Source organism: Sinomonas sp. RB5 (assembly GCF_054063535.1).
Map to the genome: position 1 here is coordinate 160,785 of NZ_JBSSGJ010000002.1, position 25,390 is coordinate 186,174.

The window sequence follows — 25,390 nt, forward strand, 5'->3', positions numbered from 1 at the left end:
GCCGTTCGGTCCTATCCGGGCCGAGGCCTGCGTGGAATGCTGGCCGCATGCCGCGCACCCCGCGCACACCCGCGAGACAGTTCCCGCCGAATCCGAGGAGGCCGCCGTGCCCGAGTGGCAGGAAGTCATCACCCCGGGCCGTTTCGACGGCCAGACGGTCATCGTCACCGGAGCCGGCTCCGGAATTGGACGGGCGACGGCGCTCCGGGTCGCCAAGGAAGGCGGTCGGGTCATCGCCGGTGATGTGAGCCAGGAGAGGCTCGACGACCTTGTCGCCGAAGTCCCGGACCTGGGGATCGTCCCGGTCGCCGGGGACGTCAGCGCCGAGGACTCCGTGCAGCGGCTCGTGGCGGCCGCTGGGGGGCGGGTGGACGCCCTGGCCAACGTGGCCGGGATCATGGACCACTTCCACGGCCTGCACGAGCTTCCCGACGAGATCTGGGAGCGGGTCATGGCGGTCAACGTCACCTCGGTGGTGCGGCTTTCGCGCGCCGTGCTGCCCCTGATGCTCGGGGCCGGCCGCGGGTCGATCGTGAACGTCTCCTCCGAGGCCGGCCTGCGCGGCTCCGCGGCGGGGGCGGCCTACACCGCGTCGAAGCACGCGGTGAATGGGCTGACTAGGAGCGCCGCGGTCATGTACGGGCGCAAGGGCATCCGGGTCAACGCCGTGGCCCCCGGCGCCACGGTCACCCACATCGAGGCGCCCATGGACTCCGACCTGGCCAAGGAGGTCATCGCGCCGCTGTTCGGCGCGGTCCTCCCGCCCGCGGCCCAGGCCTCCGAGCTGGCCGCCTCCATCACCTTCCTGCTCAGCAGGGATGCGACCAACATCAACGGCGTGGTCCTCGCCTCGGACAACGGCTGGAACGCGATCTAGCCGGAGCCGCCGGGGCCCGCGGGCCCCTTGGACGGTTTGCCGCCGCGCGGACGGGTAGTGGTTACGGATACGCAGGACGCAGAGCCGAAGGAAGGACAGGACAGTGAAGCGGCGAGCGACCGTGCATGAGCACCGGCAGGAATGGATCCGCAGGCAGAGGGACGAGAGCGACTCCGCGCGGGGCGGCCAGCCCCCGCAGGACCGCTCCTCCCGCCAGGACCGCGACGACGCGGATCCGGGACGCGACCGACGGGCCGCCTAGGCCCCCTTCCCGGCTAGGATCCGGGCATGGAATTCGTGGTGTTCTACACCCTGCGCGACGGCGCCGACCGGGCTCGCGTGCTCGAGGTCTATCCGCGCCACAAAGCTTATTACGAGGCCTTCCGGGCCGACGGCGGCGGCCTCCTCGCGCTCGGCCCGTTCCAGACACCGGACCCCGCGGCCAGCTCCATGGGGCTCTTCAGCTCGCGCGAGGACGCCGAGCGGTTCATCGCCGACGACCCGTTCGTGCTCGAGGGCCTGGCCGAGCCGCGCGTGCTCGAATGGAACGCCGTGCGCTTCACCTAGGCCGCGGGCCCCTGCGGGGCGCCACCGCAGCGGCGCGCCGGACCCGGAAAGGTGCGGCGCGCCGTCGTGCGTCCGAGCGGACGCGCAGAGAGGCGCAGCCCGCTCGGGACGCGGCCGTCAGAACGTCGCGGCGTCGATGACGAAGCGGTAGCGGACGTCCGAGGCGAGCACGCGCTCGTAGGCCTCGTTGATCTGCTCCGCGGGGATCAGCTCGATGTCCGCGCCGAAGCCGTGCTCGGCACAGAAGTCCAGCATCTCCTGGGTCTCGCGGATGCCGCCGATCATCGACCCGGCGAGGGTCTTGCCGCCGCCGATCAGGCTGAAGGCGTTGACGGCGAGGGACTCCGGCGGGGCCCCCACGCTGACCATGGCGCCGCCCGCGGCGAGCAGGCCGAGGTAGGCGTTGAGGTCGATCGGGGCGCTGACGGTGTTGAGGATGACGTCGAACGTGCCCGCGAGCTTCTCGAACGTCTCGGGATCGGACGTGGCGTAGTAGTGGTCCGCGCCGAGCCGCAGCCCGTCCTCCTTCTTCTTCAGCGACTGCGAGAGCACGGTGACCTCGGCGCCCATGGCGTGGGCGATCTTGACGCCCATGTGGCCCAGGCCGCCCAGGCCCACCACGGCCACCTTCTTGCCCGGGCCCGCGCCCCAGCGGTTCAGCGGCGAGTACGTGGTGATGCCCGCGCACAGGAGCGGGGTCGCGACGTCGAGGTCGAGGCCGTCCGGGATCCGCAGGACGAAGTCCTCGGTCACCACCACGTGGGTCGAGTAGCCGCCCTGGGTGATGGTGCCGTCGCGGTCCACGGCACCGTAGGTGCCGACGTTGCCCTCGAGGCAGTACTGCTCGTTGCCCTTCTCGCAGTTCACGCAGTGGCCGCACGAGTTGACCATGCAGCCCACGCCGACGCGGTCGCCGACGGTGTGCTTGGTCACCTCGTTGCCGACCTCGGTGACGACGCCCGCGATCTCGTGCCCGGGCGTGAGCGGGTACTGCTGGGGGCCCCAGTCCCCGCGGACCGTGTGGATGTCAGAGTGGCAGATGCCGGCGTACTTGATCTCGATGAGGACATCATGCGGGCCAAGCTCGCGGCGCTCGATGGTGGTCTTGACGAGCGGCTCAGCGGCGCCCGGTGCTGCGTAGGCATTGACGGTGGGCATGGTGACTCCAATCCGTAGGGTGTTGAGTTTGCTTGATGCGGCAAACATCGCCCAGCATCCTACGCTACTCAGGGGTACAGTCGCATCATCCAGCGCGCTGCGAGGAGGCGGGCATGGCTGTTCCGGACCGCTTCGGGCTGCTTCCTGCGGGGCCGCTGCTGCTCACCACGGAGGAGACGCGCCTCCTGTGGGCGTTCGTCCACGGCGACATCATGGACGCCGCGGTGCGGTCCTGGCTGCGCGCCTCGCTGGGCTTCTGCCCCCGGCACACGTGGGCGTACGCGGTGGTGGAGATCGAGCTGTGGGAGGCCGGGGTCGGCGGCCGCGGCGGCCACCAGCCCTTCGACGTGTGCGTCCTCTACGAGGACCTCTGCCGCACCCTGTCCGCCCGGCTGGCCCGGCCGCGCGGCTGGGGCCGCCGCGCCGAGGCCGCCCTCATCCCCTCGCGCCCGTGCTACCTGTGCGCGCAGCTCGCGGGGGCGCCGCGGGAGGGGTTCGCGCTCGGGTATGCGAATTCGGACAGCGCGGCGCTGGCCGCCGAGGCGAACCTCCTGCGCCACACCCGCCGCTGGTGCGAGGCCACGGCGGACGAGTGGGCGCCGGCCGCCTGCCCGGCCTGCCTCGGCGCCGCCGCCGGCGCCGCCGCCGGGACGCACGACGACGGCGCGCGCCTCTGCCGCCTCCACCTCGCCGAGGCGGTGCGGAGGGTGGCGGGCGACGACGCGCGGGCCGGCGCGCTGCTGTCCGCGGCTTCCGCCCGGCTCGCCTCGAGCGCCCAGGGCCTGACCGTCCTGGCGCGCTCGATGACCGCCGCGGGGGCGCCCGCCGACGCCCGGACGGAGGCGAGCTGGATCGAGGCCCTGGGCTTCTTCGGCGGCTGGCAGTTCCCGGCGTTCCTCGCCGGGATCCGGGCGGACGGCGCCCCCTGAAGGCGCTTCAGCCGCCCAGCGACGCGGCCCACGCCTCGATGCGGGCCTTCACCTCGTCGTCGGAGAGGTCCTCCACGCGGGTCATGATGGACCAGCGGATGCCGAACGGGTCGCGGATGCTCGCGAAGCGGTCCCCCGAGACGAAGTCCGTGGCGGGCTCCCGGACCGTGGCACCGCCGGCGACGGCCCGGTCCACGGCGGCGTCCACATCCGGGACGTAGACGGCCAGGGAATAGCAGTCGTCGTCCCCCGCCGGCGGGAGCACGAGGTGGTACTGCGGATTCGCGTCGCCGAGCTCGAGCCGGCCGGACGGGAAGTCCAGGACGGCGTGCGCCACGAGGGGCCGTCCGTCGGGGCCGGGCATGTCGGTCCGGGAGAGGAGGCGCGCGCCGAACACGGCCCCGTAGAAGCCGATCGCGGCCTCGGCGCCGTCCACCACGATGAACGGCGTCAGCGAGGTCGAGCCGCGCGGCATGCCGTTGACGGTGTGCTCGCCGTTGGCGGCGCGGCTGCCCGGAGCGGTGCTGGTCTCTTCTGTCTGTTCGCTCATGCGGCCACGCTAGCCGCGCCCGCGGGCAGCGCTCTTGAAGAATCCCGCCACCGCCTAGGCTGTGGCCTGTGCAGCCGACATCCCGTGGTGAGCTGACCCCCGATCCCCGGGCCCCGATCGCGAGGATCGCCCCGCCGGCCTGGGCCGCGCACGCCGTCCGGCACCTATGGATCGTCGAATGGGACCTCCCGGAGGGCCAGGCCGTGCGCCAGCTGGTCCTCGGCTACCCTGCGCTCAACGTGGTCGCCGAGCCGGAGAGGTTCGCCGTCTACGGGCCCGCGACGTCGGCTTCCACCCGCACGCTCGCCGGCCGCGGCTGGGGCGTGGGGATGCTGCTGCGGCCCGCGGCCACGCCGCTGTTCGCCCCGCGGCCCGCGGAGTTCGCCGACGCCGAACGCGACCTCGACGCGCCCGAGGTGCACCGCGCCGTCGTGCACTCCATGGCCTCGGAGCAGCCGGCGGAGACCCGCTACGCCGAGGCCGCGGACGCGGTGCTGCGCTGGATCGTGGGGCTCGTGCCGGCCGCGGATCCGCGGGGGCTCGAGGCCAACCGCATGGCCGAGCTCGCCGACTCGCACCCGGGCCTGCTGAAGGTGGCGGACCTCGCGGCCGCGATGGGGGCCTCCGAGCGCTCCCTCGACCGCCTTGCGGCCGACTTCATGGGCCCGACACCGGCTGCGCTCATGCGGCGGCGGCGGATCCAGGTCGCGGCCGAACGGCTGCGGGCCGATCCCCGCACGCCGCTTGCGGACCTCGCCCACAGCCTCGGCTACGCCGACCAGCCCCACCTCACCCGGGACTTCCGCGCGGTGCTCGGCATGACGCCCCGGGAGTACGCCGGCCGCTGAGGGGCCTACCGGGCCACGCGGAAGCGCGCGGGCACCTCCCCTGCGCCCGAGGCCGAGTCCGCCGCGAGCTCGCCGATCACAGGCGCGAACTTGGCCCCGTGCCCCGAGCACGGGGACACCACCGTGATGCCGCCGGCGGAGTCGATGACGAAGTCCTCGGTCGGCGTGTTGGTGAACAGGCACGTGGTCTCCGCGTAGGGCTCGGGGACCAGGCCCGGGAGGCACTCGCGCACGTACTCGACGACGCGGCGCCGGTTCTCCGGGTCGATCACCCCGTCCTGGTCCGCCGCCGAGGGAAGGATCTTGCCTCCGTTGAACTCGGCGATCTTCTGCCCACGGAACCCTGCGTCGCGCCCGCCCGGGAGCCCGTACGCCGTCCAGCCCCGGCGCATGTGGATGAACGTGGGCCACGTCGCGGACGCCTCGGCCGGCGACTCGGCGTAGGGGAAGTGGTAGGCCTGCTCCTGCCGGACCTCGAGGTGCGGCATGGCGCCAAGGAACCCCTCCGGCAGGGGAAGCGCCCCGAGCAGCCGCGGCAGCCAGCCGCCCGCGGCGACGACCACCCGGCCGGCGCGCAGCGTCCGCCCGTCCTCCGCGGTCACGACGAACGCGGGCCCGTCGCGGACCACGGACTCGGCGGCCCAGCCGGTCTCGAGCCGGGCGCCGTGGTCCGCGGCGGCGCCGACCATCGCCATCACCGTCTCCTGGGCATCGATCACCCCCGCACCGGGGTGCCACAGCACGTCGGTGTCGAACGCGATCTGGGGCCACCTCCCGCGGGCCTCCTCGGCGCCGAGCAGCTCGTGCCCGACCCCGCAGGCCGCGAGGACCCCGGCGAGCGCCGCGGGGTCGCGCTCGGCGCCGTAGTCGACGGACCCGGTGGCGGTGATGAGCTCGCGGCCGCCGAGCCGGGCCAGCTCCGCCCAGCCCTCCTCCGAGCGCTGGAGGAGCCGCGTGTAGAACTCGTCCTCGTATGCGTAGCGGAAGATCCGCGCGGAACCGTGGGAGCTGCCGGCATCGTTCGCGGGGGTCGAACGCTCGAGGACGGTCACCTCGTGGCCGCGGGCCGCCAGGTGCCAGGCGGTGGAGGCGCCCGCCAGCCCGGCCCCGATGACGGCATACTCGGTCGATTCCATGGTCCTGCTCCTGAGTCTTTCCTGGATCCGCTGCCCTTCCAGTAATCCATCAGGGGCGCGCTCAGCGCCAACCGGGACCTGCTGCGCGCACCAACGTGTCGCCGGAGGCCTCAGCCCCGCTCCGCCGCCCGCAGCTCGCGCCGGAGGATCTTGCCCGAGGAGGACTTGGGGATCGCGTCGAGGAACTCGACGGCGCGGACCTTCTTGAACGGGGCGACGTGCTCGGCCACGAACGCCATGACGTCCTCGTCGCCCAGCTGGGCACCCGGCTGGCGGACGACGAACGCCTTGGGGACCTCCTCGCCGTCGTCCGCCCGCACCCCGATCACGGCGGCGTCCGCGATCTGCGGGTGGGTGAGCAGCACCGCCTCGAGCTCTGCCGGCGCGATCTGGTAGCCCTTGTACTTGATGAGCTCCTTGAGCCGGTCCACGATCGTCACCACGCCGTCCGCGCGGACCGTGGCGATGTCCCCCGTCCGCAGGAACCCGTCCGGATCGATCGTCGCGGCGGTCGCGTCCGGGCGGTTGAGGTAGCCGAGCATCACCTGCGGCCCCCGGACCAGCAGCTGCCCGGGCGCGCTCACGGCCTCTGGGCCCTTCTCCGCCGGGGGCAGCGGGATCTCCTCGTCCGTGGCCGGGTCGAGCAGCTTGCACTGCGTGTTGGGCACCGTCACGCCGACCGAGTCCAGGGGCATCCGGCCGGCCTCCGAGAGCGGCATGATGTGCGAGGCCGGGCTCAGCTCCGTCATGCCGTAGCCCTGCAGCATCGCGCAGCCGAGGCGGGCGGCGACCCCCTCGCCGAGCGCTGCATCCAGCGGCGCCGCACCGGAGAACGCGACGCGCACGCTCGAGAGGTCGTACTGCTCCACGAGCGGGTGCTTGGCGAGGGCCACCGCGATGGGCGGGGCGATGAACAGGTAGGTGCAGCGGTGGTCCTGGGTGATGCGCAGGAACTCGGCGAGGTCGAACTTCGGCATCGTGACGAGCCGCGCCCGCTGCAGGAAGGCCGCGTTGACGAGCATGGTGAGGCCGTAGATGTGGAAGAAGGGCAGGACGGCCAGGAGCGTGTCCTGGGCCGTCACCCCCAGCAGGGGCCTGCCCTGGGCCACGTTCGCCACGAGGTTGTAGTGGCTGAGCATGACGCCCTTGGGGGTGCCGGACGTGCCCGAGGAGTACGGCAGGACCGCGACGGCGTGCGGGTCCACCTCGACATCCGGCGCGTGCAGCCCGGCGGAGAGCGCCTCCCCGAGCGAGGGGTGCGCCGCGCCGGAGGGCGACGGGCCGCCGTCGAGCACCACCACCCGTTCCGGCGGGATGCCGGCCTCCCCCGCGGCGGGCTCGGCGCGGTCCAGGAACGGCGAGACGGTGAAGAGCCACGTGGCGCCGGCGTCGGCGAGCTGGCGGCCCGTCTCCTCGGCGGTGTAGAGCGAGTTGACCGTGGTGACCGCCGCCCCGGTGCGCAGGATCCCGTGGAACACCACGGCGAAGGCCGGCACGTTGGGGCACATGAGCCCGAGGGTGGTCCCCGGGCCCACCCCGTGCGCGGCGAGCCAGCCGGCGAGGGCGTCGATGCGGGCCACGAGCTCGCGGTAGGTGGTCTCGGCCCCGCTCGTGCCGTCCACCATCGCGACGCGGTCCAGGTCCTCTTCTGCCAGGCCGCCGAACAGGTACTCGTGGAGGGGCACCTCCGGGATCTCGACGTCCGGGTACGGGCTCGCGAACATGGGTTCTCCTTCGGATCCGGCGGATCGGCGCACGACGGCGGCACTCGCCGCTGTGGACATCGTGCTGTGCCGTCGGGGCCGGGGCAAGGGGCGGAGAGGCGCGCCGGGCCGGGGTGGCGGCGGGGTGGGCGGCTGGTCGACGCCGGGGTGGGCGGCGGGATGTTGCCGGATCCGGCCGCTGCAGGGCGTGGGCCCGCGGCCCGGCCGGGAAAGCGGCAGGATCTTGCCGGATGCGGCCCCAAGGGGGACACTGGTTCCCAATGACAAGCAGACCGGCAGGATCCTGCCGGGAGGAGCCTGCCGGGAGGAGGCGGCGTGGAGGACTCCGCGCGAGAGGCGCTGGCGGCGCTCGGTGCGAGCATCAGGGCCGCGCGCAAGGACGCCGGCATCACGCAGGCGACCCTGGCCGAGCTCGCCGGGACATCGGAGCGGACGGTGCGCGACATCGAGCGCGGCTCGCCGAGCCCGAGCATCGGTGCCGTGATCGCCGCAGCTCGCGCCGTCGGCCTCACGGTCGGCGCGAGCTGATGTCCCACGACCTCTCCGCGCTGAGGTTCATCGACGAGGCGGACGTGTACAAGGCCGGGGTCCTGGCCGGCAGGCTCTGGCGCGACGAGCGGGCGCGCATCAGCTTCGCCTACCGGGACGAGTACGTCGCGGCGCAGGGCCGGCCCGTGGCCCGGACGCTGCCGGTGGGGGCGGAGACCGTGGGGCCCCTGCACGGCCTCCCCGCGTTCTTCGCCGGCCTCCTGCCCGAGGGGCACCGGCTCAGCGTGCTGCGGTCCGCGGCCAAGACGAGCCTCGACGACGAGCTCACGCTCCTCCTCGCAGTCGGGGGCGACGTTCCCGGCGACGTCCAGGTGGTCCCCGCGGGCACGGCGCCGTCGGAGCCGGAGCCGCTCGCCGACCTCGACGCGGCGCCGGCGGACTTCTCGCGGCTCGCCGACGCCCTCGACCTGCACGGGCTGCCCGGCGTCCAGGACAAGGTCAGCGCCTCCATGCTCTCCGCGCCCGTCGCCTCCCCCCACCACCGCTGGATCCTCAAGCTCGATCCGCCCGGAACGCCGCACCTCGTGCTCAACGAGGCGCTGCACCTCGCGGCTGCCCGGGCGCTGCGGATCCCCGTCGCGTCCGCCCACGTGGTGCGCGACGCCCAGGGGGTGCCCGGGCTCCTCGTCTCCCGGTTCGACAGGATGCACGAGGACGGCCGCTGGCGCCGGCTCGAGCTGGAGGACGGCGCCCAGATCCTGGGCATCCTGCCCGCGGCGAAGTACTCCGTGGCGGCCGAGGACCTCGTCGCCGGCGTGGCGGGGGCGTGCCGGGCACCGGCGGTCGCCGTCCGCAACCTGTACCTGCAGTTCCTGTTCGCGTGGCTCACCGGAAACGGCGACCTCCACGCCAAGAACGTGGCCGTCCTGACCGGCCCGTCCGGGCATCGCGCCCCCGCGCCGGTCTTCGACCTCCCCAGCACGGTGCTCTACGGCGACATGACCATGGCCCTTCCGGTGGCCGGGCGGACCAAGGGCCTGCGGGCCCGGCACTGGGCCGAGTTCGCCGCGTCGATCGGCCTGCCCGAGCGGGCCGCCGCTTCCGCGACCGCGCTGGCACTCAAGGCCGCGGCCGGCGCGGACCTCGCGACGCTCCCCTTCGAGGGCTCGCCGCTCAACCGGGCCCTGCGCGAGCTGCGGCACCGGAGGGCGGAGCTCGACTAGTCCCCCACGGCGCCGCCCGCGCGCCCCTCAGGCCCCGGCCGCGGCGAGCCGCTGCGCGAGCTCGCGCATCGTGTCCCGCAGCTCCGGCGGGTCGATCACCGTGACGGGCCAGCCCAGCCGGACCACGTGGTAGGCCACGTAGTCGAGGTCGTCCGTACCGGCGGTGAGGAGGGTGGTCTCCCCCTCGGGCTCGACGACGGCCATGGTGGACGGCACCCGTTCGGCGACCTCGTGGGCCGGGGCGTGGATGCGGACCTTCGCGACGAACTGGTAGGGCGCCTGCGTGATGGACGACTGGATGTACTCGACCGCGTCCGGCGCCTCGCGGGGCCTGAAGCGCCAGCCGGTGCCGCGGGCGGCCGCCATGCGGTCCAGCCGGAAGGTCCTCCAGTCCTCGCGGTCCAGGTCCCACGCCATGAGGTACCAGCGGCGGGCCGCGGCCACGAGGCGGTACGGTTCGACCCGGCGCTCGGACCGCTCGCCGCCGGACTTCGTGTAGTCGAACGTGGCCCGCTCCGGGGTACGGATGGCCCGCGCGAGGGCCACGAGGACGTCGGCGTCAACGGCCGTCACGGGGCTGTCCAGGCTCACCGTCGCCTCGATGACGCCCTTGACCTCCGCGCGCAGCCTGGCCGGGAGGACCTGGTCGAGCTTCGCGAGCGAGCGGACCGCGGCCTCGCCGAGCCCGGTGACCGTGCCGCCCGCTGCAAGGCGCAGGCTCACGGCCACCGCCACGGCCTCCTCGTCGTCGAGCAGCAGCGGCGGCAGCGCCTTCCCGGCGCCGAGCTGGTAGCCGCCCCCGGTTCCGTGCTCGGCCCGCACCGGGTAGCCGAGCTCCCGCAGGCGGTCCACGTCGCGGCGGATGCTGCGTGTGGTGACCCCGAGCCGCTCGGCGAGCTCCGCGCCCTTCCAGACCGGGCGGGACTGGAGCAGGTTCAGCAGACTCAGGACGCGCTGCGTCGTGTCGTTCATGGCTCCATCATGGACTCCGACTGCGGACAGAAGCTGTCCGCAGTGCGGGTTCTCCTGCGCGTCGTGCCGACCGCCGAAGCAGCGGACCGCCCCTGTCCTGCACCCCCGGGACACTGGTCTCGGGACAGCGGGAAGCACCGGGAACGGGCAGGACAAAGGAGTGGCCATGGCCGCACAGGGGACCGTACAGCAGCTTCGGGGCAGGGCGTGGACCGGGCCCGGGAGCATGCGGGACACGGCGCGGGAGGCGGGCCGGCTGCCCGAGGTGCTGCGCGCCGTCGTGCGCAGGTGGGACGGCGCGCTCCGCGCCTGGCGCGCCGCGGACCGGCGGGGACAGGGGCTCGACGACCGGCGCGAGCAGGTGCGGCGGGACATCGCCCTGCTCGGCCCGCCCCCGTGGTGAGCTCCGCTGGCCGCCCGCGGGCGGCCGGCGTCAGGCGCGGGTGAGCAGCAGGCTCACGTTGTGGCCGCCGAACCCGAACGAGTTCGAGACGGCGGCCTCGACGCGCGCCTGGCGCGGGGCGCCGGCAACGACGTCGAGGTCGATCGCCGGATCGAGGTGGTCGAGATTGCGCGTGGGCGGGATGATGCCCGATTCGAGCGTGAGCGCGGTGAGGATCGCCTCGACCGCACCGGCCGCGCCGACGAGGTGCCCGAGCGCGCCCTTCGGCGCGGTCACCGCCACGTCCTCGCCGAGCGCCTCGCGGACGGCGAGGGCCTCGCTGATGTCGCCGACGTGGGTGCCGGTCGCGTGCGCGTTGACGTGCTGGATGTCGCCGCCGTCGATGCCCGCGCGGCGCAGGGCCTTGCGGATCGCCTTGATCTGGCCGATGCCCTCGGGGTCGGTGCCGGTGATGTGGAACGCGTCCGCGGTGACGCCGTAGCCGGAGAGGGCGGCGCGGGTCCGGGCCCTGCGCGCTCGGGCATGCTCAGCGCGCTCGAGGACCACGACGCCGGCCCCCTCGCCGAGCACGAACCCGGTGCGGCCCGCGTCGAACGGTCGGGAGGCGGCCTCGGGGTCGCCCTGGGCCTTGGAGAGCGCGCCGATCTGGGCGAAGCCGGCGATGGTCAGCGGGGTGATCGCGGCCTCGGCCCCGCCGGCGATCACGATGTCCGCCTCGTCGCACTCGATGAGCCGCGCAGCGTGGACGATCGCCTCGGCGCCCGAGGCGCACGCGGAGGCGGGGGCCATGGCGGCGGCCCTGGCGCCGTATTCGATGCTCAGCTGCGCGGCGGCGGCGTTGGCCATGAGCATCGGGACGGTGCGCGGGGAGACTCGGCGGGAGCCTGCGGCCTCGAGGATGTCGTCCTGGGCCAAGAGGGTCCCCACCCCGCCGATGCCGGTCCCGATCACGACGGCGAGCCGGTCGCCGTCGACCTCCGGCGCGCCCGCGTCGGCCCACGCCTCGCGCGCGGCGATGACGGCGGCCTGCTGGCTGCGGTCGAGGCGGCGCGCCTGGACCGGCTGCATGGCCAGCTCGGGCTCGACGGCGAGCCGCCCGGCGATGTGGACGGGGAGCGAGGGGTCGAACCCCGAGAGCGCGCGCACGCCGGAGCGGAGGGAGAGCATGCCTTCCCAGAGTTCGGGCACGGTGCCGCCGAGCGGCGTCGTGGCGCCCATTCCGGTGATGACGATCTCGGTCCCCATGATGTCCTCCGCGTAGACGAGCCCCCCGACGGCAGCTTGTATGCCGTACAAGAGGGGAGGCTGCTTGTACAGCATACAATTCAGTCATGGGTCCCGTCGAGACACGCGCCGCCGCCGCCGCACGGCGCCTCCTCGCCCCGCGCAAGGGGCGCGGCGCGGAGACGCGCCAGCGCATCGTCGACGCCGCGGCGGCCCTGTTCGCGACCCGCCCCGCGGACTCGGTCACGGTCAGCCAGATCGCCGCCGCCGCGCGGGTCTTCCCGAACCAGATCACCTACCACTTCGGTTCGAAGGACTCGCTCTTCATCCACGCCGCGTTCGTGCTGCTCCTGCGGGACGCCGGGCGCATCGAGGGCGTGGGAACGCGGCTCTCGACGGCCGAGGCGTTCCGGCGCGCCATGGCGCGGACGGTCCTCGTGACCCCTTCCCTGCCCGTGGTCATCAGCGCGCTCGCGCTCGCGCGGGCCAAGCCCAAGCTGAGCCCCGTGGTCAAGGGCCACCTGAGCCTGCTGTTCCGCATCTCCGAGCACCACCTCGAGAACGTGCTCGGGCTGCGCGGCTGGGCGATCGACCGCAGCCTGCGCCAAGAGGTCAAGACGTTCTGGTCTGCCGCCTTCGGCGCCATCCTCATCGCCGAGTCCGGCTACCCCGGCACCCAGGCCGACCTCGACCTGGCCGGCACCCTGACCATCCGGGAGCCCTAGGGGCACCCGCAGGAGGTGCCCTCCAGAAGCTGACCTCCAGAAGGTGTCCTCCAGAAGGTGACTCCCAGAAGGTGCCCTTCAGAAGGACATGGAGGCGACCCCCAGAGTCTGGGGGTCGCCTCCTGAAAGTCACGTCCTGAAAGTCACCTCCTGAGAGTCAGGTCCTGAGGGTCAGATCCTGCGGGTCAGCGGTTGAGGAAGATGCTCACGTCCTCGTTGCCGATGAGGTCAGGCACCGTCCAGCCGTCGAGGTCGTACTCGGCGAGGCACTGGTCCGCGAAGCCCTTCATGGCCGCCGTGGTGCCGTTGGCCTGGGCCGCCATGAGCGTCTCGAGCCGCACGCCCTCGTGGTTGCCCGCGTAGTTGCGCTCGTAGAGCTCGTGCCGGCCGCCGAACTCGCTGCCGATCGCGTCCCAGAGCAGCTTCATGAGCTTGACGCGGTCCACGGCCTGGATGCCCTCGGAGCCGCGGATGTACTTGTCCAGATACGGCCGGATCTCCGGGGTCTTGAAGTCCAGGGCGCTCGAGTTGAGGTAGATCAGCCCGGAGGCGACGTCCTGCTCGATGATCTCCTTGATCCGCGGGTACCCGACCGACATGAACACGCGGTAGGACATCGCGTAGTCCGCCTTCGGCAGGACCGTCCCGTTCGGGCCGGCGTCGGGGTTCAGCGCCATGGCGTCCGCGAGCCCATAGAACATGTTGCGCCAGGCGATCACCTCGCCGGCCCGCGCCTGCACCCCGCGGAAGTCCTTGGTGCCCGTGATCTCGAGGGCCTTGAGGAGCAGTCCGGCGATGAAGTCGAGCTTCACGGCCAGGCGGATCACGCCCTGGAAGGAGAAGCGGTTGAGGAAGCCGGTGGCCGGGGTGAAGTTGTTCATCTTGTCGATGTCCCCATAGGCGAACACGTTCTCCCACGGGACGAGCACGTTGTCGAAGACGAACACGGCGTCGTTCTCGTCCAGCCGGGAAGAGAGCGGGTAGTCGAACGGCGTCCCCATGACCGCGGCCTGGTGCGCGTACGAGGCCCGGGAGATGAGCTTCACCCCGGGCGAGTCCATCGGCACGGTGCAGATGAGCGCGAACTCCTTGCGCTTGATCGGCAGGCCGTAGTGGGCGATGAAGTTGTACTGCGTGATGGCCGAGCCGGTGGCGACCACCTTGGCGCCCGAGACGATGAGCCCGGCGTCGGTCTCCTTCTGGACCTTCATGAACACGTCCCCGGCCTGATCCGGCGGGAGGTGCCGGTCCACGGGCGGGTTCACGATCGCGTGGTTCCAGTACAGGACCTTCTCCTGCGACTCGTGGTACCAGCGGTTCGCGTTGTCCTGGTACGGCTCGTAGTACTCGGGCATGCCGCCGAGCGTGCCGAGGAAGGAGCCCTTGTAGTCCGGCGAGCGTCCGAGCCAGCCGTAGGACATGCGCGCCCACGCCTCGATGGCTGCGCGCGAGGCCTTCAGGTCCTCGACGCTGCGGGCGGCCTTGAAGAACGGGTGGGTGAGTCCGCCGGAGCCGGTGTCCGTGGGGACCAGGAGCGTCGATGCCGTCTCGTCGCGGTGGAAGCCGTCGTAGAGCCGCGCGACCATCCGGACGGAGTTCCTGAACGCCGGGTGCGTCGTGACGTCCTTGACGCGCTCGCCGTAGATCCACACCTCCCGGCCGTCGCGGAGGGACTCGATGTACTCGTCGCCGGTCTGCGGCTTGAGCGGGTTGGCGGGCGTGGTGCGGACGCTCATGTCCGGCAGGGCTGCGGCCTGGGTGCTGGGCTGGTCGAGGATCTCGGTCATGCGGCGGTTCTCCTTTCGCGCGGCCGACGGCGGCGCTGCCGCGGCCTGGGGTGGGCTGGCTGAGGTTTCGTGCGGGGAGCTCAGACGGAGGCGAACTCCCGCAGCGGCGTGAACTGGGCCCCGTGGCCGTCGCCGCAGTAGTCCCACGGCGCGCCGCCGACGAGGCCGCCGAGGTGGTGGAACTTCCCGCCGAAGAACAGCAGGGGCGGCACGGGGGCGATCTCGAGCGCGGCGACCTCGCCGACGACGATGAGGTGATCGCCGCCGTCGTACACGTTCCACGGGCGGCACTCGAGGGTGGCGGCGTTGCCCGCGAGGACGGGCACCCCGGTCGTGCTCGAGCCCCAGGCCGGGCCGCCCTTCATGGGGTGGCCGGCGAAGTGCAGGCACGTGTCCTGCTGGGCGAGGCTGAGGATGTTGATCGCGAAGGGCCGTCCGCCCGCGTAGTCGGCGAGCTTCGAGCCGCGCATGAGCGTGACCTGGGCGAGCGGCGGGTCGAGGGACACGGCGGTGAAGGCGCTCACGGTCGCGCCGTGGGCCTCCCCCTCGTCGTTGCGGGTCGTGACAACAGTGACGCCGGTTCCGAAGCGCCCGAACGCGTGGCGCAGTTCCCGCGGGTCGATGGCTGGGGTGGTGGTCATGTCGGTCCTCCTGGTGGTCCGGCGATCGGGCCGCCGGGACTTCCATGAGTGTTCCAGCTCACATCCGGGCCCTGCGCAGGTCCGGCGCCGCCTGTCGGGCTGGTGCAAAAAGGCGTCCGCAGGGTGCAAAAGGGTGCCGGCCGTCAGGCAGGGCGCACGGGCACCGCGGCGCCCCGATCGCGGCGGGCCTCGCGCGGCGTCGTGCCGAACCTCGCCCTGAAGGCCCTGGCGAAGTAGGCCTGCGAGGAGAAGCCGCAGCGGGCAGCGATGGCGGCGATCGGCGTCGTGCCCTCCCCCGGGTCGGCGAGGAGCGCAGCGGCCCGCTCGAGCCGGCGCCTGAGCACGTAGGCGCCTGGCGGCTCGCCCGCCTCGGTGAAGACCCGGGCGAGGTGGCGTTCGCTGATGCCCACCGCGGCGGCGATCTGGGCGGGGCAGAGCCCCGGGTCGGCGAGATGGTCGTCGATGAAGCATCTCGCGGCGGCGAGATACGCTTCGGCGGCGCCCCCGCCCCGGCCGATGAGGAGGAGGCGCAGGAGTTCGATGGACGAGTGTTCGACCCCGTCCGTGGCGGCACCGGAGCGCTGGGCGTTCGCCCCGTCGCGGTCGCAGGCGGCGAGCGCCGCGTGCACGAGCCGCGCGAGGGTGCGCATGTGCCGGTTGGCCGGCCCCGGCTCGTGGAAGTCCACGACGACCGGCCGCCGCAGCCGCCGGCCGCCCGAGAGCTCGAGGTACGTCCCGCGCGGGACGGTCAGGACCATCTCCTCGACGCCGCGGTGGAAGCCGCGCATGAACGGCTGGTCGGCGTCGTAGATCACGGCCTGCCCCGGCCGGAGGGCCTCGAAGCCCCCGGGGTAGTAGAAGAAGGCCTCGCCCTTGAGCGCGAAGAACACGCCGATGAGGTCCATCGGGTGCTTCCTGATGTAGCTCTCGGAGCGCTCGATCACCTGGGCGCTCCCCCTGACCCGGGCGAGCCTGACGGCGGCGAAGTGGAGGTTGACCTCGGTCGCGGCGAGCGGGGAATCGTCCATAGTGCGGATGTCGAGGTCGATCAGGGCCCTGGCGTTGTAGGCCGACCAGAGTTCGAGGCGGTTCGCGGCGGCGACCCCCTCGGTCGAGAAGGCCAGCGAGCGGGGACGGTCCCGGCCGTCGGCGGGGAGAAGCTGCTCAGCGGGCATCACTCGCCTTCCCGCCGGGGCGTCACTGCCTCCGGCTCAGGTGTGGTCTGCATCACTCATGGATTACCCGACGCTAGATCGGGGCATCACTAGAGGGGAATCGACCCCTTCCGCTGAGCTGAAGCAGAAGTAGCGCGGCTCCCCGGCGCTCCCGGCGGACGGCGGTACCCTGAGCACGCTCTACGGCAACCGACCGGAATGAGGACTCCATGTCCGTCACGCCCGACCCTCCCGCCAAGCGGCAGCTCGCCGCGCTCTTCACCGATACCCTCGGCCGGGCCGGCATCCGCTCGGTCCAGGCCCTCGCCGTCGGCGCCCTCGCCTGGGCCGTCATCTGGGTCCTGCTGAGGATCCCCCTCGTGGTGATCCCAGTGGTCATCGCGGCCATCCTCTCCAGCGCGATCGCGCCCCTCGTCCGCTGGCTGCACGCCCACGGGTGGCCGCGGGCCCTGGCGGTCCTGTCCTCCTTCGTGGCGATCCTCGCGGTCTTCGGCGGGATCATCACGGGGATCGTGTTCCTCATCCGGGCCCAGGCGCGCGAGCTCGCCGAACGGTTCACCGCCGGCTTCGAGCAGCTCCATGCCTTCCTCAACAACGGCCCGGCCCGCATCAGCGACCAGCAGATCACCCAGGCCCGCGATTCCCTCCAGCACTTCTTCACCTCGGGCAGCCTCGGAGCCGAGGCGCTCACCGGCGCCCGCACCGCGGGAGAGATCCTCACCGCGCTCATCCTCATGGCCGTGATCCTGTTCTTCTTCCTCAAGGACGGCAGGCAGATCCTCGACTTCGTGCTCTGGTTCATGCCGCCGTCCCATCGGGACAAGGCCCGGCTCGCAGCCGACCGCAGCGCGCACGTGCTCGGCGGCTACGTGCGCGGCACCGTGCTGGTCGCCGCCGCCGACGCCATCATCGTGGGCACGGGCCTGGTGATCCTGCACGTGCCGCTGGCCCCGGCGCTGGCCGTGTTCGTCTTCATCGGGGGCTTCATCCCGATCCTGGGCGCCACGCTCGCGGGCTTCCTCGCGGTCGGGGTGGCCCTCATCTCCAATGGCCCGGTCGTGGCGCTCATCGTCCTGATCGTGGTCCTGGTGGCGAACCAGATCGAGCACCACCTCCTCCAGCCGCTGCTGATGGGCCGGGTCCTCTCGATCCATGGGCTGGCGATCATCCTCGCCCTCGCCTCCGGGACGGTGCTCGCCGGCATCATCGGCGCCCTGCTGGCCGTGCCGGTCACGGCTGTGGCCTGGGCCATCATCAAGACTTTCACCGGCCGCGGGGAACCCGCGGAGCCGGCCGAGCCGACCGGACCGGTCGGGACGGACCTCGGCCCCGCGCCCACGGCCCGGTCCGAGTCCTAGCCTGCGGCCCGGGACGCGGTCAGCCGACCTCCAGGAACAACTGCCACAGGCCCACGATCACGATCGGCCCGAACAGGGCACCGGTGACCACCTGGGCGAGCGTGTGGGCGCGGAGCACCACGCGGGCCCAGCCGACCGCGAGGACCACGAGCAGCAGCGGCCACCACGCAGAGCCGAAGAGCACGAGCACCGACACCGCGGCAGAGGACACGGCCGCGGCGTGGCCGCTCACCTTCCACCAAATGCTCACGATTGCGAGGACGGCGATGCCCGCAATGAGCGCCAGGACCATCGCGACCACAGAGTGCGGCGCCCCCGCCCAGACGAGGACGCCGAGCCCGAGGAGCACGCACACGATCGCCATGGCGAGCACGGGGGCGCGCTGGGACCTCTTGCTCACGTGGTGGTCGACCACCTTGCCCGCACGCACGAGCGCGAGAAGCACCACGAACGGCAGCACCGACGTGAACAGGAGCGCGACGGCGCCGTACCACCAGGTGCCGGGCCAGCCGGGGCTCGCCGCCGGGCTCAGCAGAAGCTGGACCGCGATCGTGAACGGCGGCTGGAAGACCTCGCTGAGCGCCCGCGCGACGGCGGTGGCGCGCCCCTGCGGGGACGGCGCCGAGGGCGTCGGGCGATGGCTGGTGAGCACCGTTCCAGTGTTCCATGCCCGGGCTGGCCGGCGCCGCCCGGATCAGGGCGAGATGTGGTCGAGGTGCCTGTTGCGGGTGTGCGGGGTGAACTGCACCAGGACCGCGGCGATGACGAGGAACACGGAGATCAGCCCGAGCGCCCCGATCACGGGCAGCATCGGCAGGATCGGGGTGATGACCATGACGCCGATGCCGCCGCCGATGTGCCCCGCCCCGTCCACGATCGCGAAGCCCGTGGTCCGCGCCCGGGTGGGGAACGACTCGGCGGTCAGGGCGTAGGTCGGCGAGACCCACAGGTTGAACCCGGCGAAGATGAGGATGGAGCCGATCATCGCGATCCCCACGTTGGTCCCCGCGGCCGCCACCACCAGCGAACCGATCAGGGTCACCACGGCGCCGACGGGCAGCCAGTAGCGGCGCTCGAGCCGCTCGACGATCACGCTCATCACGGCGGCCTCGGCCACGAACCCGAGGGTCCCGACCGCGGCGATGACGCCGGCCTCGGGGGGCGGGTAGTGGAGGGCCGCGAGGACCACGGTGAAGCCGGCGGCGAAGGCGTAGACCGTGATGTACCCGATGAACCAGACGAAGAACAGCAGCACCATGCGCTTCACGTAGAGCGGGTTCGTGAAGAGGTCGCGGTACGGGACGGGCGACGGCGGCCTGGTCGCCCCGTGCACGTCCGTCACCACCGGTTCGGCGAGGGGCCCGTGCTGGGCGGCGCGCGCCTCCATGTCCTTCACCACGGCATCCGCTTCGGCGAAGCGGCCCTGCCCGATGAGCCAGCGCGGTGACTCGGGCAGCTCGAACCGCAGCAGCACCGCGACCACGGCGAGGATCGCCCCGACGCCGTACATCCACCGCCACCCGGTCTCGAACCCCGGCCCGGCCACCGCGAAGGGCAGGCCGAGCGGCCAGGGGGTGGCCGGCGTCGTGAGGATGAGCCCGAGCCAGATGCCCACGAAGGCGCCGAGGGCGGACATGATGAAGATGATCGTGGTGAACCGGGCGCGCGCGTGCCGCGGCGCCATCTCGTTGATGTACGTGTTGACGATCGCGAGGTCGGCACCGATCCCGATGCCGGTGATGGTGCGGGCGATGTTGAAGTTGGCGTAGTCGCCCACGAACGCGTTGTACAGCGACCCGAGGCCGGTGAGGAGCATCGTGACCATGAGCATGTTCCGCCGGCCGATCCGGTCCGCGATGGGGCTCAGGACCAGCGTTCCGAGCACGTAGCCGGCCAGGTTCAGCAGCACGGGCAGCGGCAGCGCCCCCAGCGCCGTCTCCGGGGTGCAGCCCTTGTTGAGCTGGACGCACGTCTGGATGAACGAGACGTTGATGTCGAAGATGTCGTAGAAGGTGAACAGGAACCCGAGGCCGATGATCCCGATGAAGAGGTAGGACAGGCTCCATACCTCGAGCCGCTCGAGCCGGGCGATGATCTGCGGGCCCGTCGCGGCGGCGCTCACGGATCCGGCATCCATGGATGCAGCCACATGGATCAACCTCCCGCAGCCCAGGGATGGTGCTCGCTGCGCCAGAGACTGCCCTGGCTGCCGCCTCCATGGTGCGCCCGCCGCCCAGCCGCCACAAGATGCGGCGGAGCCGTCAGCCCGCGGCGGGATCCGGGCGGACGTAGGTGAGGTCCCAGGGCTGCTGGCCGTGGGAGGACTCCAGCCATCCGTCCCGGGCGATCTCGGCCCGCAGCTCGGCCAGGCTCGCCTCGAGCCCCGGCGCCCAGGCCTCCCGGGGGGCGGTCCGCCCGAGGGCGGGCCCGGCGAACGTGGCCCCGCGGTAGAGGATCCGCCCGTCGTCGGCGCGTGCCACGAACCGCATGGGCGAGCGCCCGTACTGGGACGTGAGCGTGTACAGGACGCGCGCCCACCAGGGCACCGAGGCGGGGTCCTCGAGCTCGATCCGGAGCGTGCGCGCGCTCCCGGGCTGTTCAGCGCTGCCCATGGTCCCTCCCTCAGTCGAGCAGGAGCGCGGGCTCCTCCATGATCGCCGCGACGTCCGCCATGAACCGGGCCGACAGGTCGCCGTCGACCACCCGGTGGTCGAAGGAGCCGCCCAGCGTGGTGATCCAGCGCGGGATGACCTCGCCGGAGACCACCCACGGCTTCTGCCGGATCGTGCCGAACGCGACGATGGCCACCTCGCCCGGGTTGATGATCGGGGTGCCGATGTCGATGCCGAGGGCGCCGATGTTCGTGATGGTCATCGTGCCGCCCTGCATGTCCGCGGGCTTGGTCTTCCCGGCGCGTGCCGTGGTGGCGAGCTCGTTGAGGGCGATCGCGAGCTCGCGGAGCGAGAGGTCCTGCGCGTCCTTGATGTTCGGCACGAGCAGGCCCCGCGGCGTCGCGGCCGCGATCCCGAGGTTCATGTAGTGCTTGATGTGGATCTCGTCGCCGCCCGGCCCGGCGACCCACTCGGAGTTGACGCTCGGGTTGCGGGCCGCGGCCCAGATGACCGCCTTGGCCAGGATGAGCAGTGGGGAGACCTTCACGCCCTCGAAGTCGCGGGACTTCTTGAGCCGCTGCACGAACTCCATGGTCCGGGACGCGTCGACGTCCACGAAGATGCTCACGTGCGGCGCGCTGAAGGCCGAGTCGACCATCGCCTTCGCCGTCGCCCTGCGCACACCGCGGACGGGGACGACCTCGACGCGGCGCTCGCTCGGCCGCTTCGTGTGGTCCCAGAACGTGGGCGCCGCCGCCTGCTCGCGCTCGCGCTGGGCCTGGTAGGACTCGAGGTCGGCCCGGGTCACCTCGCCGCGGGCGCCGGTGGCCGGCACATCGGAGAGGTTGATGCCCAGCTCCTTGGCGATCCGCCGGACCGGCGGCTTGGCGAGGACGCGGGAGAGGAGGCCGACGACGGCGTTCCCCGGCTCGGGCTTCTGGCTCGCCTCTGCGGCTCCGCCGCTCGGGGTGCTGTCGCCCGCCGGCACCACCGTGGGGGTGGTGGGCTGGTGCGGGGCGGCAGGGGTCTGGCGGCGGGGGCGGCGCTTGGCCGCGTCCGCCTTCGGGCCGGAGCCGACCAGGGGCCCGCTCTCCACGCCGGGCTCCTGCATCGTCGGGACCGGGGACTCGACCGGAGCGGACGGCGAGGCGGGAGCGGACGGCGAGGCGGGAGCGGACGGCGCGGGCGCGGCGTCGTGCGCCTGCACGGCATCGCCGATCGCGATGATCGGGGTGCCCACCTCGATGGTGACGTGCTCGCCGGCGAGGAGCTCCACCACGGTGCCGGCGTACGGGCTGGGGAGCTCGACGAGGCTCTTCGCCGTCTCGATCTCGCAGATGACGTCGTTGATCGCCACCGTCTGGCCCGGCTGGACCTTCCAGGACACGATCTCGGCCTCGGTGAGCCCCTCGCCCACGTCGGGGAGGGAGAAGATCTGCTGCGTCACGGGGCGGCTCCTAGTACGCGAAGGCGCGGTCGAGGGCTTCGAGGATGCGGTCGATGTCCGGGAGGTAGTGCTCCTCGACCTTCGCCACGGGGTAGGGCATGTGGAAGCCGCCGACCCGGATGACGGGCGCCTCGAGCGAGAGGAAGGCGGCCTCGCCCACGCGCGAGGCGATCTCCCCGCCCATCCCGCCGAAGGTGGGTGCCTCGTGCGCGACGATGAGACGGCCCGTCTTGGTCACGGAGGCGATGATCGCGTCGAAGTCGATCGGGGAGATCGAGCGCAGGTCGATCACCTCGACGCTGCGCCCGTCCTCGGCGGAGGCCTCGGCGGCCGCGAGTGCCACGGGGACCAGCGGGCCCCACGCGACGACGGTCGCGTCCGTGCCCTCGCGCACCACGTGGGCCCGGAAGGGGTCCGCGCTCGCGCCGGGATCCTCGGTGTCCACCTCGCCCTTGAGCCAGTAGCGGCGCTTGGGCTCGAAGACGATGACCGGGTCTGCGCAGGCGATGGCCTGCTGCGTCATCCAGTAGGCGTCGTGGGCGTTGGAGGGCGTGACGATCCGCAGGCCCGCCGTGTGCGCGAAGAGCGCCTCGGGGGACTCGGAGTGGTGCTCGACCGAGCCGATGCCGCCGCCGTAGGGGATGCGGATGGTCACGGGGACCGTGAGCTGGCCGTTGCTGCGGGCGTGCATCTTGGCCAGCTGGGTGGTGATCTGGTTGAAGCCGGGGAACACGAACCCGTCGAACTGGATCTCGGCGACGGGCCGGTAGCCGCGCAGCGAGAGGCCGATGCTCGTGCCGATGATGCCGGACTCGGCGAGCGGGCTGTCGACGACCCGGTCGGGGCCGAAGTCGGACTTGAGCCCCTCGGTCACGCGGTACACGCCGCCGAGGGTGCCGATGTCCTCCCCCATGAGCAGGACGCTCTCGTCCTGCTCGAGGGCGGCGCGCAGGCCGGCGTTGATCGCCTTGGCGATGGTCATGGTGGGCATCAGCGGCCGCCTTCCCTCGTCGCCTCGGCAGCCGCGTCCGCGAAGCCTGCCTCGTAGTCGCGGTGCCACGCGAGCTCCTGCTCCACGAGGGGGTGGGGCTCGGCGTAGACGTTCGCGAACGCGTCCGCCAGCACGGGCGCGGTGAACTCGAGGATGTCGGCGCGGGCCTTGGTGGCGAGCGCGTCGCCGTCCGCGGCGACCTGCTCGAAGAACGCCTCGTCGGCGATGCCCTCGGCGCGCAGGTGCTTCTCGAAGCGGGCCAGCGGGTCCTTGGCGAGCCAGGACTGCTCCTCGTCGCTGAGCCTGTACTTCGTGGGGTCGTCCGCCGTGGTGTGGGCGCCCTGGCGGTAGGTGTAGGCCTCGATGAGGACCGGGCCCTTGCCGGCACGGGCCCGCTCGAGGGCCCACTGGGTCACCGCGTAGACGGCGAGCACGTCGTTGCCGTCCACCCGCACGCCGGGGAACCCGTAGCCCTTGGCGCGGTTGAAGAGCGGAATCCGGGACTGGACCTCGGCGGGAACGGAGATGGCCCATTGGTTGTTCTGGCAGAAGAAGACCACGGGCGCCTTGAAGCTGGCCGCGAAGACCATGGACTCGTGCACGTCGCCCTCGGAGCTCGCGCCGTCGCCGAAGTAGGCCACGACGGCGCCCGGCTCGCCTGCCTCCTCGCCCCGGGCGGCCGCGCGGGCCTGGTCGCGCTGCATCCCCATCGCGTAGCCGACGGCATGGGGCGTCTGGGCCGCGAGGACGAGGGTGTACAGGTGGAAGCCGGTGGCCCTGGGGTCCCAGCCGCCGTTGGAGAGGCCGCGGAAGAGCCGCAGCAGCTCGGCGAGGTCGACGCCGCGGGTGAGGGCGACGCCGTGCTCCCGGTATGTCGGGAAGACGTAGTCCTGGGCCTGGGCGGCGGTGCCGGAGCCGATCTGGGCGGCCTCCTGCCCGCGCAGCGGGACCCACAGCGCGAGCTGCCCCTGCCGCTGGAGCGCGGTGGCCTCGGTGTCGAACCGCCGGATCATGGCCATCTGCCGATACATGCCTCGGAGGGAATCTTCGCTCAGGCCCTTGATGGACTCCGCGAGCTTCGAGTCGCGCCGGAAGCGCCCGTCCTCGTCGAGGAGCTGGACCATGGCCCCGTGCCCCTCCGCGCCGTCGTGCGCGTGGGCCTCGAGCTCCATCGCGAGCTCATCGGGGATGTCGCTGAACTCGGTCGTGGGAAGTTCTACTCCCATACCGCCTCCTCGCCTGCCGTGGGGACCGATCCCGGAGCACCGGGCGGTGGGCCGGACTCATATTCCCCGTCAGGAATGCATTCTTGCGTCGGAATATAGGGGGCGACCCAGCTGACACTCTACCGAGGGGAGCTGGGCCGCCGCGAAGTGGAATTCTTCTAGGAAGACTGCGGGACCTTTGTGAAAGCCCTACAGAGTTCGATGAACCGCGAGTTCGCCTCGGACTCGCCGATGCTCACGCGGACGCCCTCGGTCCCGAAGGCCCGCACCGAGAGGGCCTGCGCGGCCGCCTGCTGGGAGAACTCGGGCGTCGCCTCGCCGAGCGCGAGCCAGACGAAGTTCCCCTGGGCGTCGGGCACGTCCCAGCCGAGCTCCCGCAGGGCCGCCGTGACGCGCTCCCGCTCGTCGACGAGCGTTTGTACCCTTCCTACAACATCGCCGAAGTGCTCGAGCGACGCCACGGCGGCGGCCTCCGCGATGGAGGAGACCGCGAAGGGCACGGCGGCGACCCGCAGGTACTGCGTCACCTCGGGGTGGGAGATCGAGTAGCCCACCCGCAGGCCGGCGAGGCCGTGGGCCTTGGAGAACGTGCGCAGCACCACGACGTTCGGGTACTTCCGGTACAGCTCAATCCCGTCCACGGCCTCGGGGTCGCGGACGAACTCCTGGTACGCCTCGTCCACCACGATCAGCACGCTGCCCGGGACCGACTGGATGAACCGCTCCGTCTCGGCGCGGCGCAGCGCCGGTCCGGTCGGGTTGTTGGGCGTGCACAGCAGCACGACCTTGGTGCGCTCGGTGACGGCGGCGGCCATCGCGTCCAGGTCGTGGCGTCCGTCGGCCAGCACCGGCACCTGGACGCTGCGGGCCCCGGCCAGCCCCACCGAGATGGGGTAGGCCTCGAAGGAGCGCCACGCGTACACGACCTCGTCCGGGGTGCCGTCGTCCTGCTGGCCCGCGAAGGCGGCGAGGATCTGGTTCAGGGCGCCGAGGCTGCCGCCGCCGGTGACGATGTCATCGGCCGGGACGTCCAGGAACCCCGCGAGCGCGGTGCGCAGGCGGGTGGACACCGCGTCGGGGTAGCGGTTGACCGCCGATTCGCGGGCGATCGCCTCGGCCACCGCGGGGAGCGGGCCGAGCGGGTTCTCGTTCGAGGACAGCTTGTAGCTCGTGAGGCCCTCCACGGGTGCGGGAGGGCGGCCAGCGGCGTACTTGGGAAGCCGGTCCATCACGGGTCGGGGGGTGACGCCCGTGGTGCCGGCCGCGACGGCGGCGGCGTCGGCGCCGTCGTGCTCGTTCAGCGGTGAAGTCATGACCTACAGCCTAAC

At 72.5% G+C, this 25,390-nt stretch carries 26 protein-coding genes; 10 read left to right on the forward strand and 16 right to left on the reverse strand.

Features of this window, described 5'->3' with window-relative positions; all coding sequences use genetic code 11:
• Positions 1-106 precede the first annotated feature (106 nt).
• From ACVWWH_RS03410 to ACVWWH_RS03420, 3 genes are all read left to right on the forward strand, one after another.
• Positions 107-877, forward strand: coding sequence for an SDR family NAD(P)-dependent oxidoreductase (locus ACVWWH_RS03410; protein ID WP_457315623.1), 771 nt, complete (start codon positions 107-109; stop codon positions 875-877).
• A gap of 103 nt (positions 878-980) precedes the next feature.
• Entirely contained in the window at positions 981-1,139 is a 159-nt protein-coding gene (locus ACVWWH_RS03415; protein WP_157089150.1) for a hypothetical protein, read from the forward strand.
• A gap of 26 nt (positions 1,140-1,165) precedes the next feature.
• Positions 1,166-1,444: a YciI family protein gene (locus tag ACVWWH_RS03420; protein WP_457315624.1), complete on the forward strand. Its 279-nt coding sequence runs from the start codon at positions 1,166-1,168 to the stop codon at positions 1,442-1,444.
• Between the two features lie 117 nt (positions 1,445-1,561).
• On the opposite strand, the gene ACVWWH_RS03425 is transcribed toward ACVWWH_RS03420, so the two are convergent.
• On the reverse strand, positions 1,562-2,602 hold the full coding sequence (locus tag ACVWWH_RS03425; protein WP_066500932.1) for an NAD(P)-dependent alcohol dehydrogenase: 1,041 nt from the start codon (positions 2,600-2,602) through the stop codon (positions 1,562-1,564).
• A 113-nt stretch (positions 2,603-2,715) separates the two neighbouring features.
• On the opposite strand from ACVWWH_RS03425, the gene ACVWWH_RS03430 reads away from it, so the two are divergent.
• Entirely contained in the window at positions 2,716-3,531 is an 816-nt protein-coding gene (locus ACVWWH_RS03430; RefSeq protein WP_457315625.1) for a hypothetical protein, read from the forward strand.
• Positions 3,532-3,538: 7 nt separating this feature from the next.
• On the opposite strand, the gene ACVWWH_RS03435 is transcribed toward ACVWWH_RS03430, so the two are convergent.
• The gene (locus ACVWWH_RS03435) at positions 3,539-4,081 is read right to left on the reverse strand and encodes a VOC family protein (protein ID WP_447420135.1); all 543 of its coding nucleotides are present in this window, start codon (positions 4,079-4,081) and stop codon (positions 3,539-3,541) included.
• A 68-nt stretch (positions 4,082-4,149) separates the two neighbouring features.
• Between ACVWWH_RS03435 and ACVWWH_RS03440 the strand changes: the two genes are divergently transcribed.
• Complete coding sequence (locus ACVWWH_RS03440; RefSeq protein ID WP_084249634.1) at positions 4,150-4,929, forward strand: helix-turn-helix transcriptional regulator; 780 nt, start codon at positions 4,150-4,152, stop codon at positions 4,927-4,929.
• Positions 4,930-4,934: 5 nt separating this feature from the next.
• Here ACVWWH_RS03440 and ACVWWH_RS03445 read toward each other — a convergent pair whose 3' ends face one another.
• Positions 4,935-6,065 (reverse strand): FAD-dependent oxidoreductase, encoded by a 1,131-nt coding sequence (locus tag ACVWWH_RS03445; RefSeq protein ID WP_457315626.1) that lies wholly within the window; start codon positions 6,063-6,065, stop codon positions 4,935-4,937.
• A gap of 110 nt (positions 6,066-6,175) precedes the next feature.
• Positions 6,176-7,789: an AMP-binding protein gene (locus tag ACVWWH_RS03450; RefSeq protein WP_066500940.1), complete on the reverse strand. Its 1,614-nt coding sequence runs from the start codon at positions 7,787-7,789 to the stop codon at positions 6,176-6,178.
• 315 nt (positions 7,790-8,104) lie between these two features.
• Between ACVWWH_RS03450 and ACVWWH_RS03455 the strand changes: the two genes are divergently transcribed.
• Together ACVWWH_RS03455 and ACVWWH_RS03460 are read left to right on the forward strand one after the other, a co-directional pair.
• Positions 8,105-8,317 (forward strand): helix-turn-helix domain-containing protein, encoded by a 213-nt coding sequence (locus ACVWWH_RS03455; RefSeq protein WP_229710858.1) that lies wholly within the window; start codon positions 8,105-8,107, stop codon positions 8,315-8,317.
• Complete coding sequence (locus ACVWWH_RS03460; protein ID WP_066500943.1) at positions 8,317-9,501, forward strand: type II toxin-antitoxin system HipA family toxin; 1,185 nt, start codon at positions 8,317-8,319, stop codon at positions 9,499-9,501. Before ACVWWH_RS03455 ends, ACVWWH_RS03460 begins: the two co-directional genes overlap by 1 nt.
• Before the next feature lie 27 nt (positions 9,502-9,528).
• On the opposite strand, the gene ACVWWH_RS03465 is transcribed toward ACVWWH_RS03460, so the two are convergent.
• Positions 9,529-10,473 carry a helix-turn-helix transcriptional regulator gene (locus ACVWWH_RS03465; RefSeq protein WP_457315627.1) on the reverse strand — a complete coding sequence of 315 codons (945 nt, stop codon included), beginning with the start codon at positions 10,471-10,473 and terminating at the stop codon, positions 9,529-9,531.
• A gap of 166 nt (positions 10,474-10,639) precedes the next feature.
• On the opposite strand from ACVWWH_RS03465, the gene ACVWWH_RS03470 reads away from it, so the two are divergent.
• Positions 10,640-10,876: a hypothetical protein gene (locus ACVWWH_RS03470; protein WP_457315628.1), complete on the forward strand. Its 237-nt coding sequence runs from the start codon at positions 10,640-10,642 to the stop codon at positions 10,874-10,876.
• A gap of 30 nt (positions 10,877-10,906) precedes the next feature.
• On the opposite strand, the gene ACVWWH_RS03475 is transcribed toward ACVWWH_RS03470, so the two are convergent.
• On the reverse strand, positions 10,907-12,196 hold the full coding sequence (locus ACVWWH_RS03475; protein ID WP_457315629.1) for a beta-ketoacyl-[acyl-carrier-protein] synthase family protein: 1,290 nt from the start codon (positions 12,194-12,196) through the stop codon (positions 10,907-10,909).
• An 11-nt stretch (positions 12,197-12,207) separates the two neighbouring features.
• Between ACVWWH_RS03475 and ACVWWH_RS03480 the strand changes: the two genes are divergently transcribed.
• Entirely contained in the window at positions 12,208-12,825 is a 618-nt protein-coding gene (locus tag ACVWWH_RS03480; protein WP_457315630.1) for a TetR/AcrR family transcriptional regulator C-terminal domain-containing protein, read from the forward strand.
• Between the two features lie 185 nt (positions 12,826-13,010).
• Here ACVWWH_RS03480 and ACVWWH_RS03485 read toward each other — a convergent pair whose 3' ends face one another.
• The 3 genes from ACVWWH_RS03485 to ACVWWH_RS03495 form a co-directional block, all read right to left on the reverse strand.
• Entirely contained in the window at positions 13,011-14,612 is a 1,602-nt protein-coding gene (locus ACVWWH_RS03485; protein ID WP_457315631.1) for a 4-hydroxyphenylacetate 3-hydroxylase family protein, read from the reverse strand.
• 80 nt (positions 14,613-14,692) lie between these two features.
• Positions 14,693-15,253: a flavin reductase family protein gene (locus tag ACVWWH_RS03490; RefSeq protein WP_457315632.1), complete on the reverse strand. Its 561-nt coding sequence runs from the start codon at positions 15,251-15,253 to the stop codon at positions 14,693-14,695.
• A gap of 143 nt (positions 15,254-15,396) precedes the next feature.
• Positions 15,397-16,428: an AraC family transcriptional regulator gene (locus ACVWWH_RS03495; protein ID WP_457315633.1), complete on the reverse strand. Its 1,032-nt coding sequence runs from the start codon at positions 16,426-16,428 to the stop codon at positions 15,397-15,399.
• Between the two features lie 209 nt (positions 16,429-16,637).
• Here ACVWWH_RS03495 and ACVWWH_RS03500 point away from each other — a divergent pair, with 209 nt between their 5' ends.
• Positions 16,638-17,786 (forward strand): AI-2E family transporter, encoded by a 1,149-nt coding sequence (locus tag ACVWWH_RS03500; RefSeq protein ID WP_457315634.1) that lies wholly within the window; start codon positions 16,638-16,640, stop codon positions 17,784-17,786.
• Positions 17,787-17,805: 19 nt separating this feature from the next.
• Here the strand turns inward: ACVWWH_RS03500 and ACVWWH_RS03505 are convergent, their stop codons facing one another.
• The 7 genes from ACVWWH_RS03505 to ACVWWH_RS03535 all read right to left on the reverse strand — a co-directional run bounded on the left by ACVWWH_RS03505 (position 17,806) and on the right by ACVWWH_RS03535 (position 25,291).
• Positions 17,806-18,438, reverse strand: a complete 633-nt coding sequence (locus tag ACVWWH_RS03505; protein ID WP_457315635.1) for a phosphatase PAP2 family protein — start codon at positions 18,436-18,438, stop codon at positions 17,806-17,808.
• A gap of 42 nt (positions 18,439-18,480) precedes the next feature.
• Positions 18,481-19,923 (reverse strand): MFS transporter, encoded by a 1,443-nt coding sequence (locus tag ACVWWH_RS03510; protein WP_457315636.1) that lies wholly within the window; start codon positions 19,921-19,923, stop codon positions 18,481-18,483.
• 124 nt (positions 19,924-20,047) lie between these two features.
• Positions 20,048-20,398 (reverse strand): hypothetical protein, encoded by a 351-nt coding sequence (locus tag ACVWWH_RS03515; RefSeq protein ID WP_141305542.1) that lies wholly within the window; start codon positions 20,396-20,398, stop codon positions 20,048-20,050.
• A gap of 10 nt (positions 20,399-20,408) precedes the next feature.
• Entirely contained in the window at positions 20,409-21,845 is a 1,437-nt protein-coding gene (locus ACVWWH_RS03520; RefSeq protein ID WP_457315637.1) for a dihydrolipoamide acetyltransferase family protein, read from the reverse strand.
• Positions 21,846-21,855: 10 nt separating this feature from the next.
• Complete coding sequence (locus tag ACVWWH_RS03525; protein WP_066500971.1) at positions 21,856-22,836, reverse strand: alpha-ketoacid dehydrogenase subunit beta; 981 nt, start codon at positions 22,834-22,836, stop codon at positions 21,856-21,858.
• A complete protein-coding gene (gene pdhA / locus ACVWWH_RS03530) occupies positions 22,836-24,062 on the reverse strand; it encodes a pyruvate dehydrogenase (acetyl-transferring) E1 component subunit alpha (RefSeq protein ID WP_457315638.1) in 1,227 nt (408 codons plus the stop codon). Before pdhA ends, ACVWWH_RS03525 begins: the two co-directional genes overlap by 1 nt.
• 158 nt (positions 24,063-24,220) lie before the next feature.
• Positions 24,221-25,291, reverse strand: a complete 1,071-nt coding sequence (locus ACVWWH_RS03535; RefSeq protein WP_457315834.1) for a histidinol-phosphate transaminase — start codon at positions 25,289-25,291, stop codon at positions 24,221-24,223.
• Positions 25,292-25,390 lie beyond the last annotated feature (99 nt).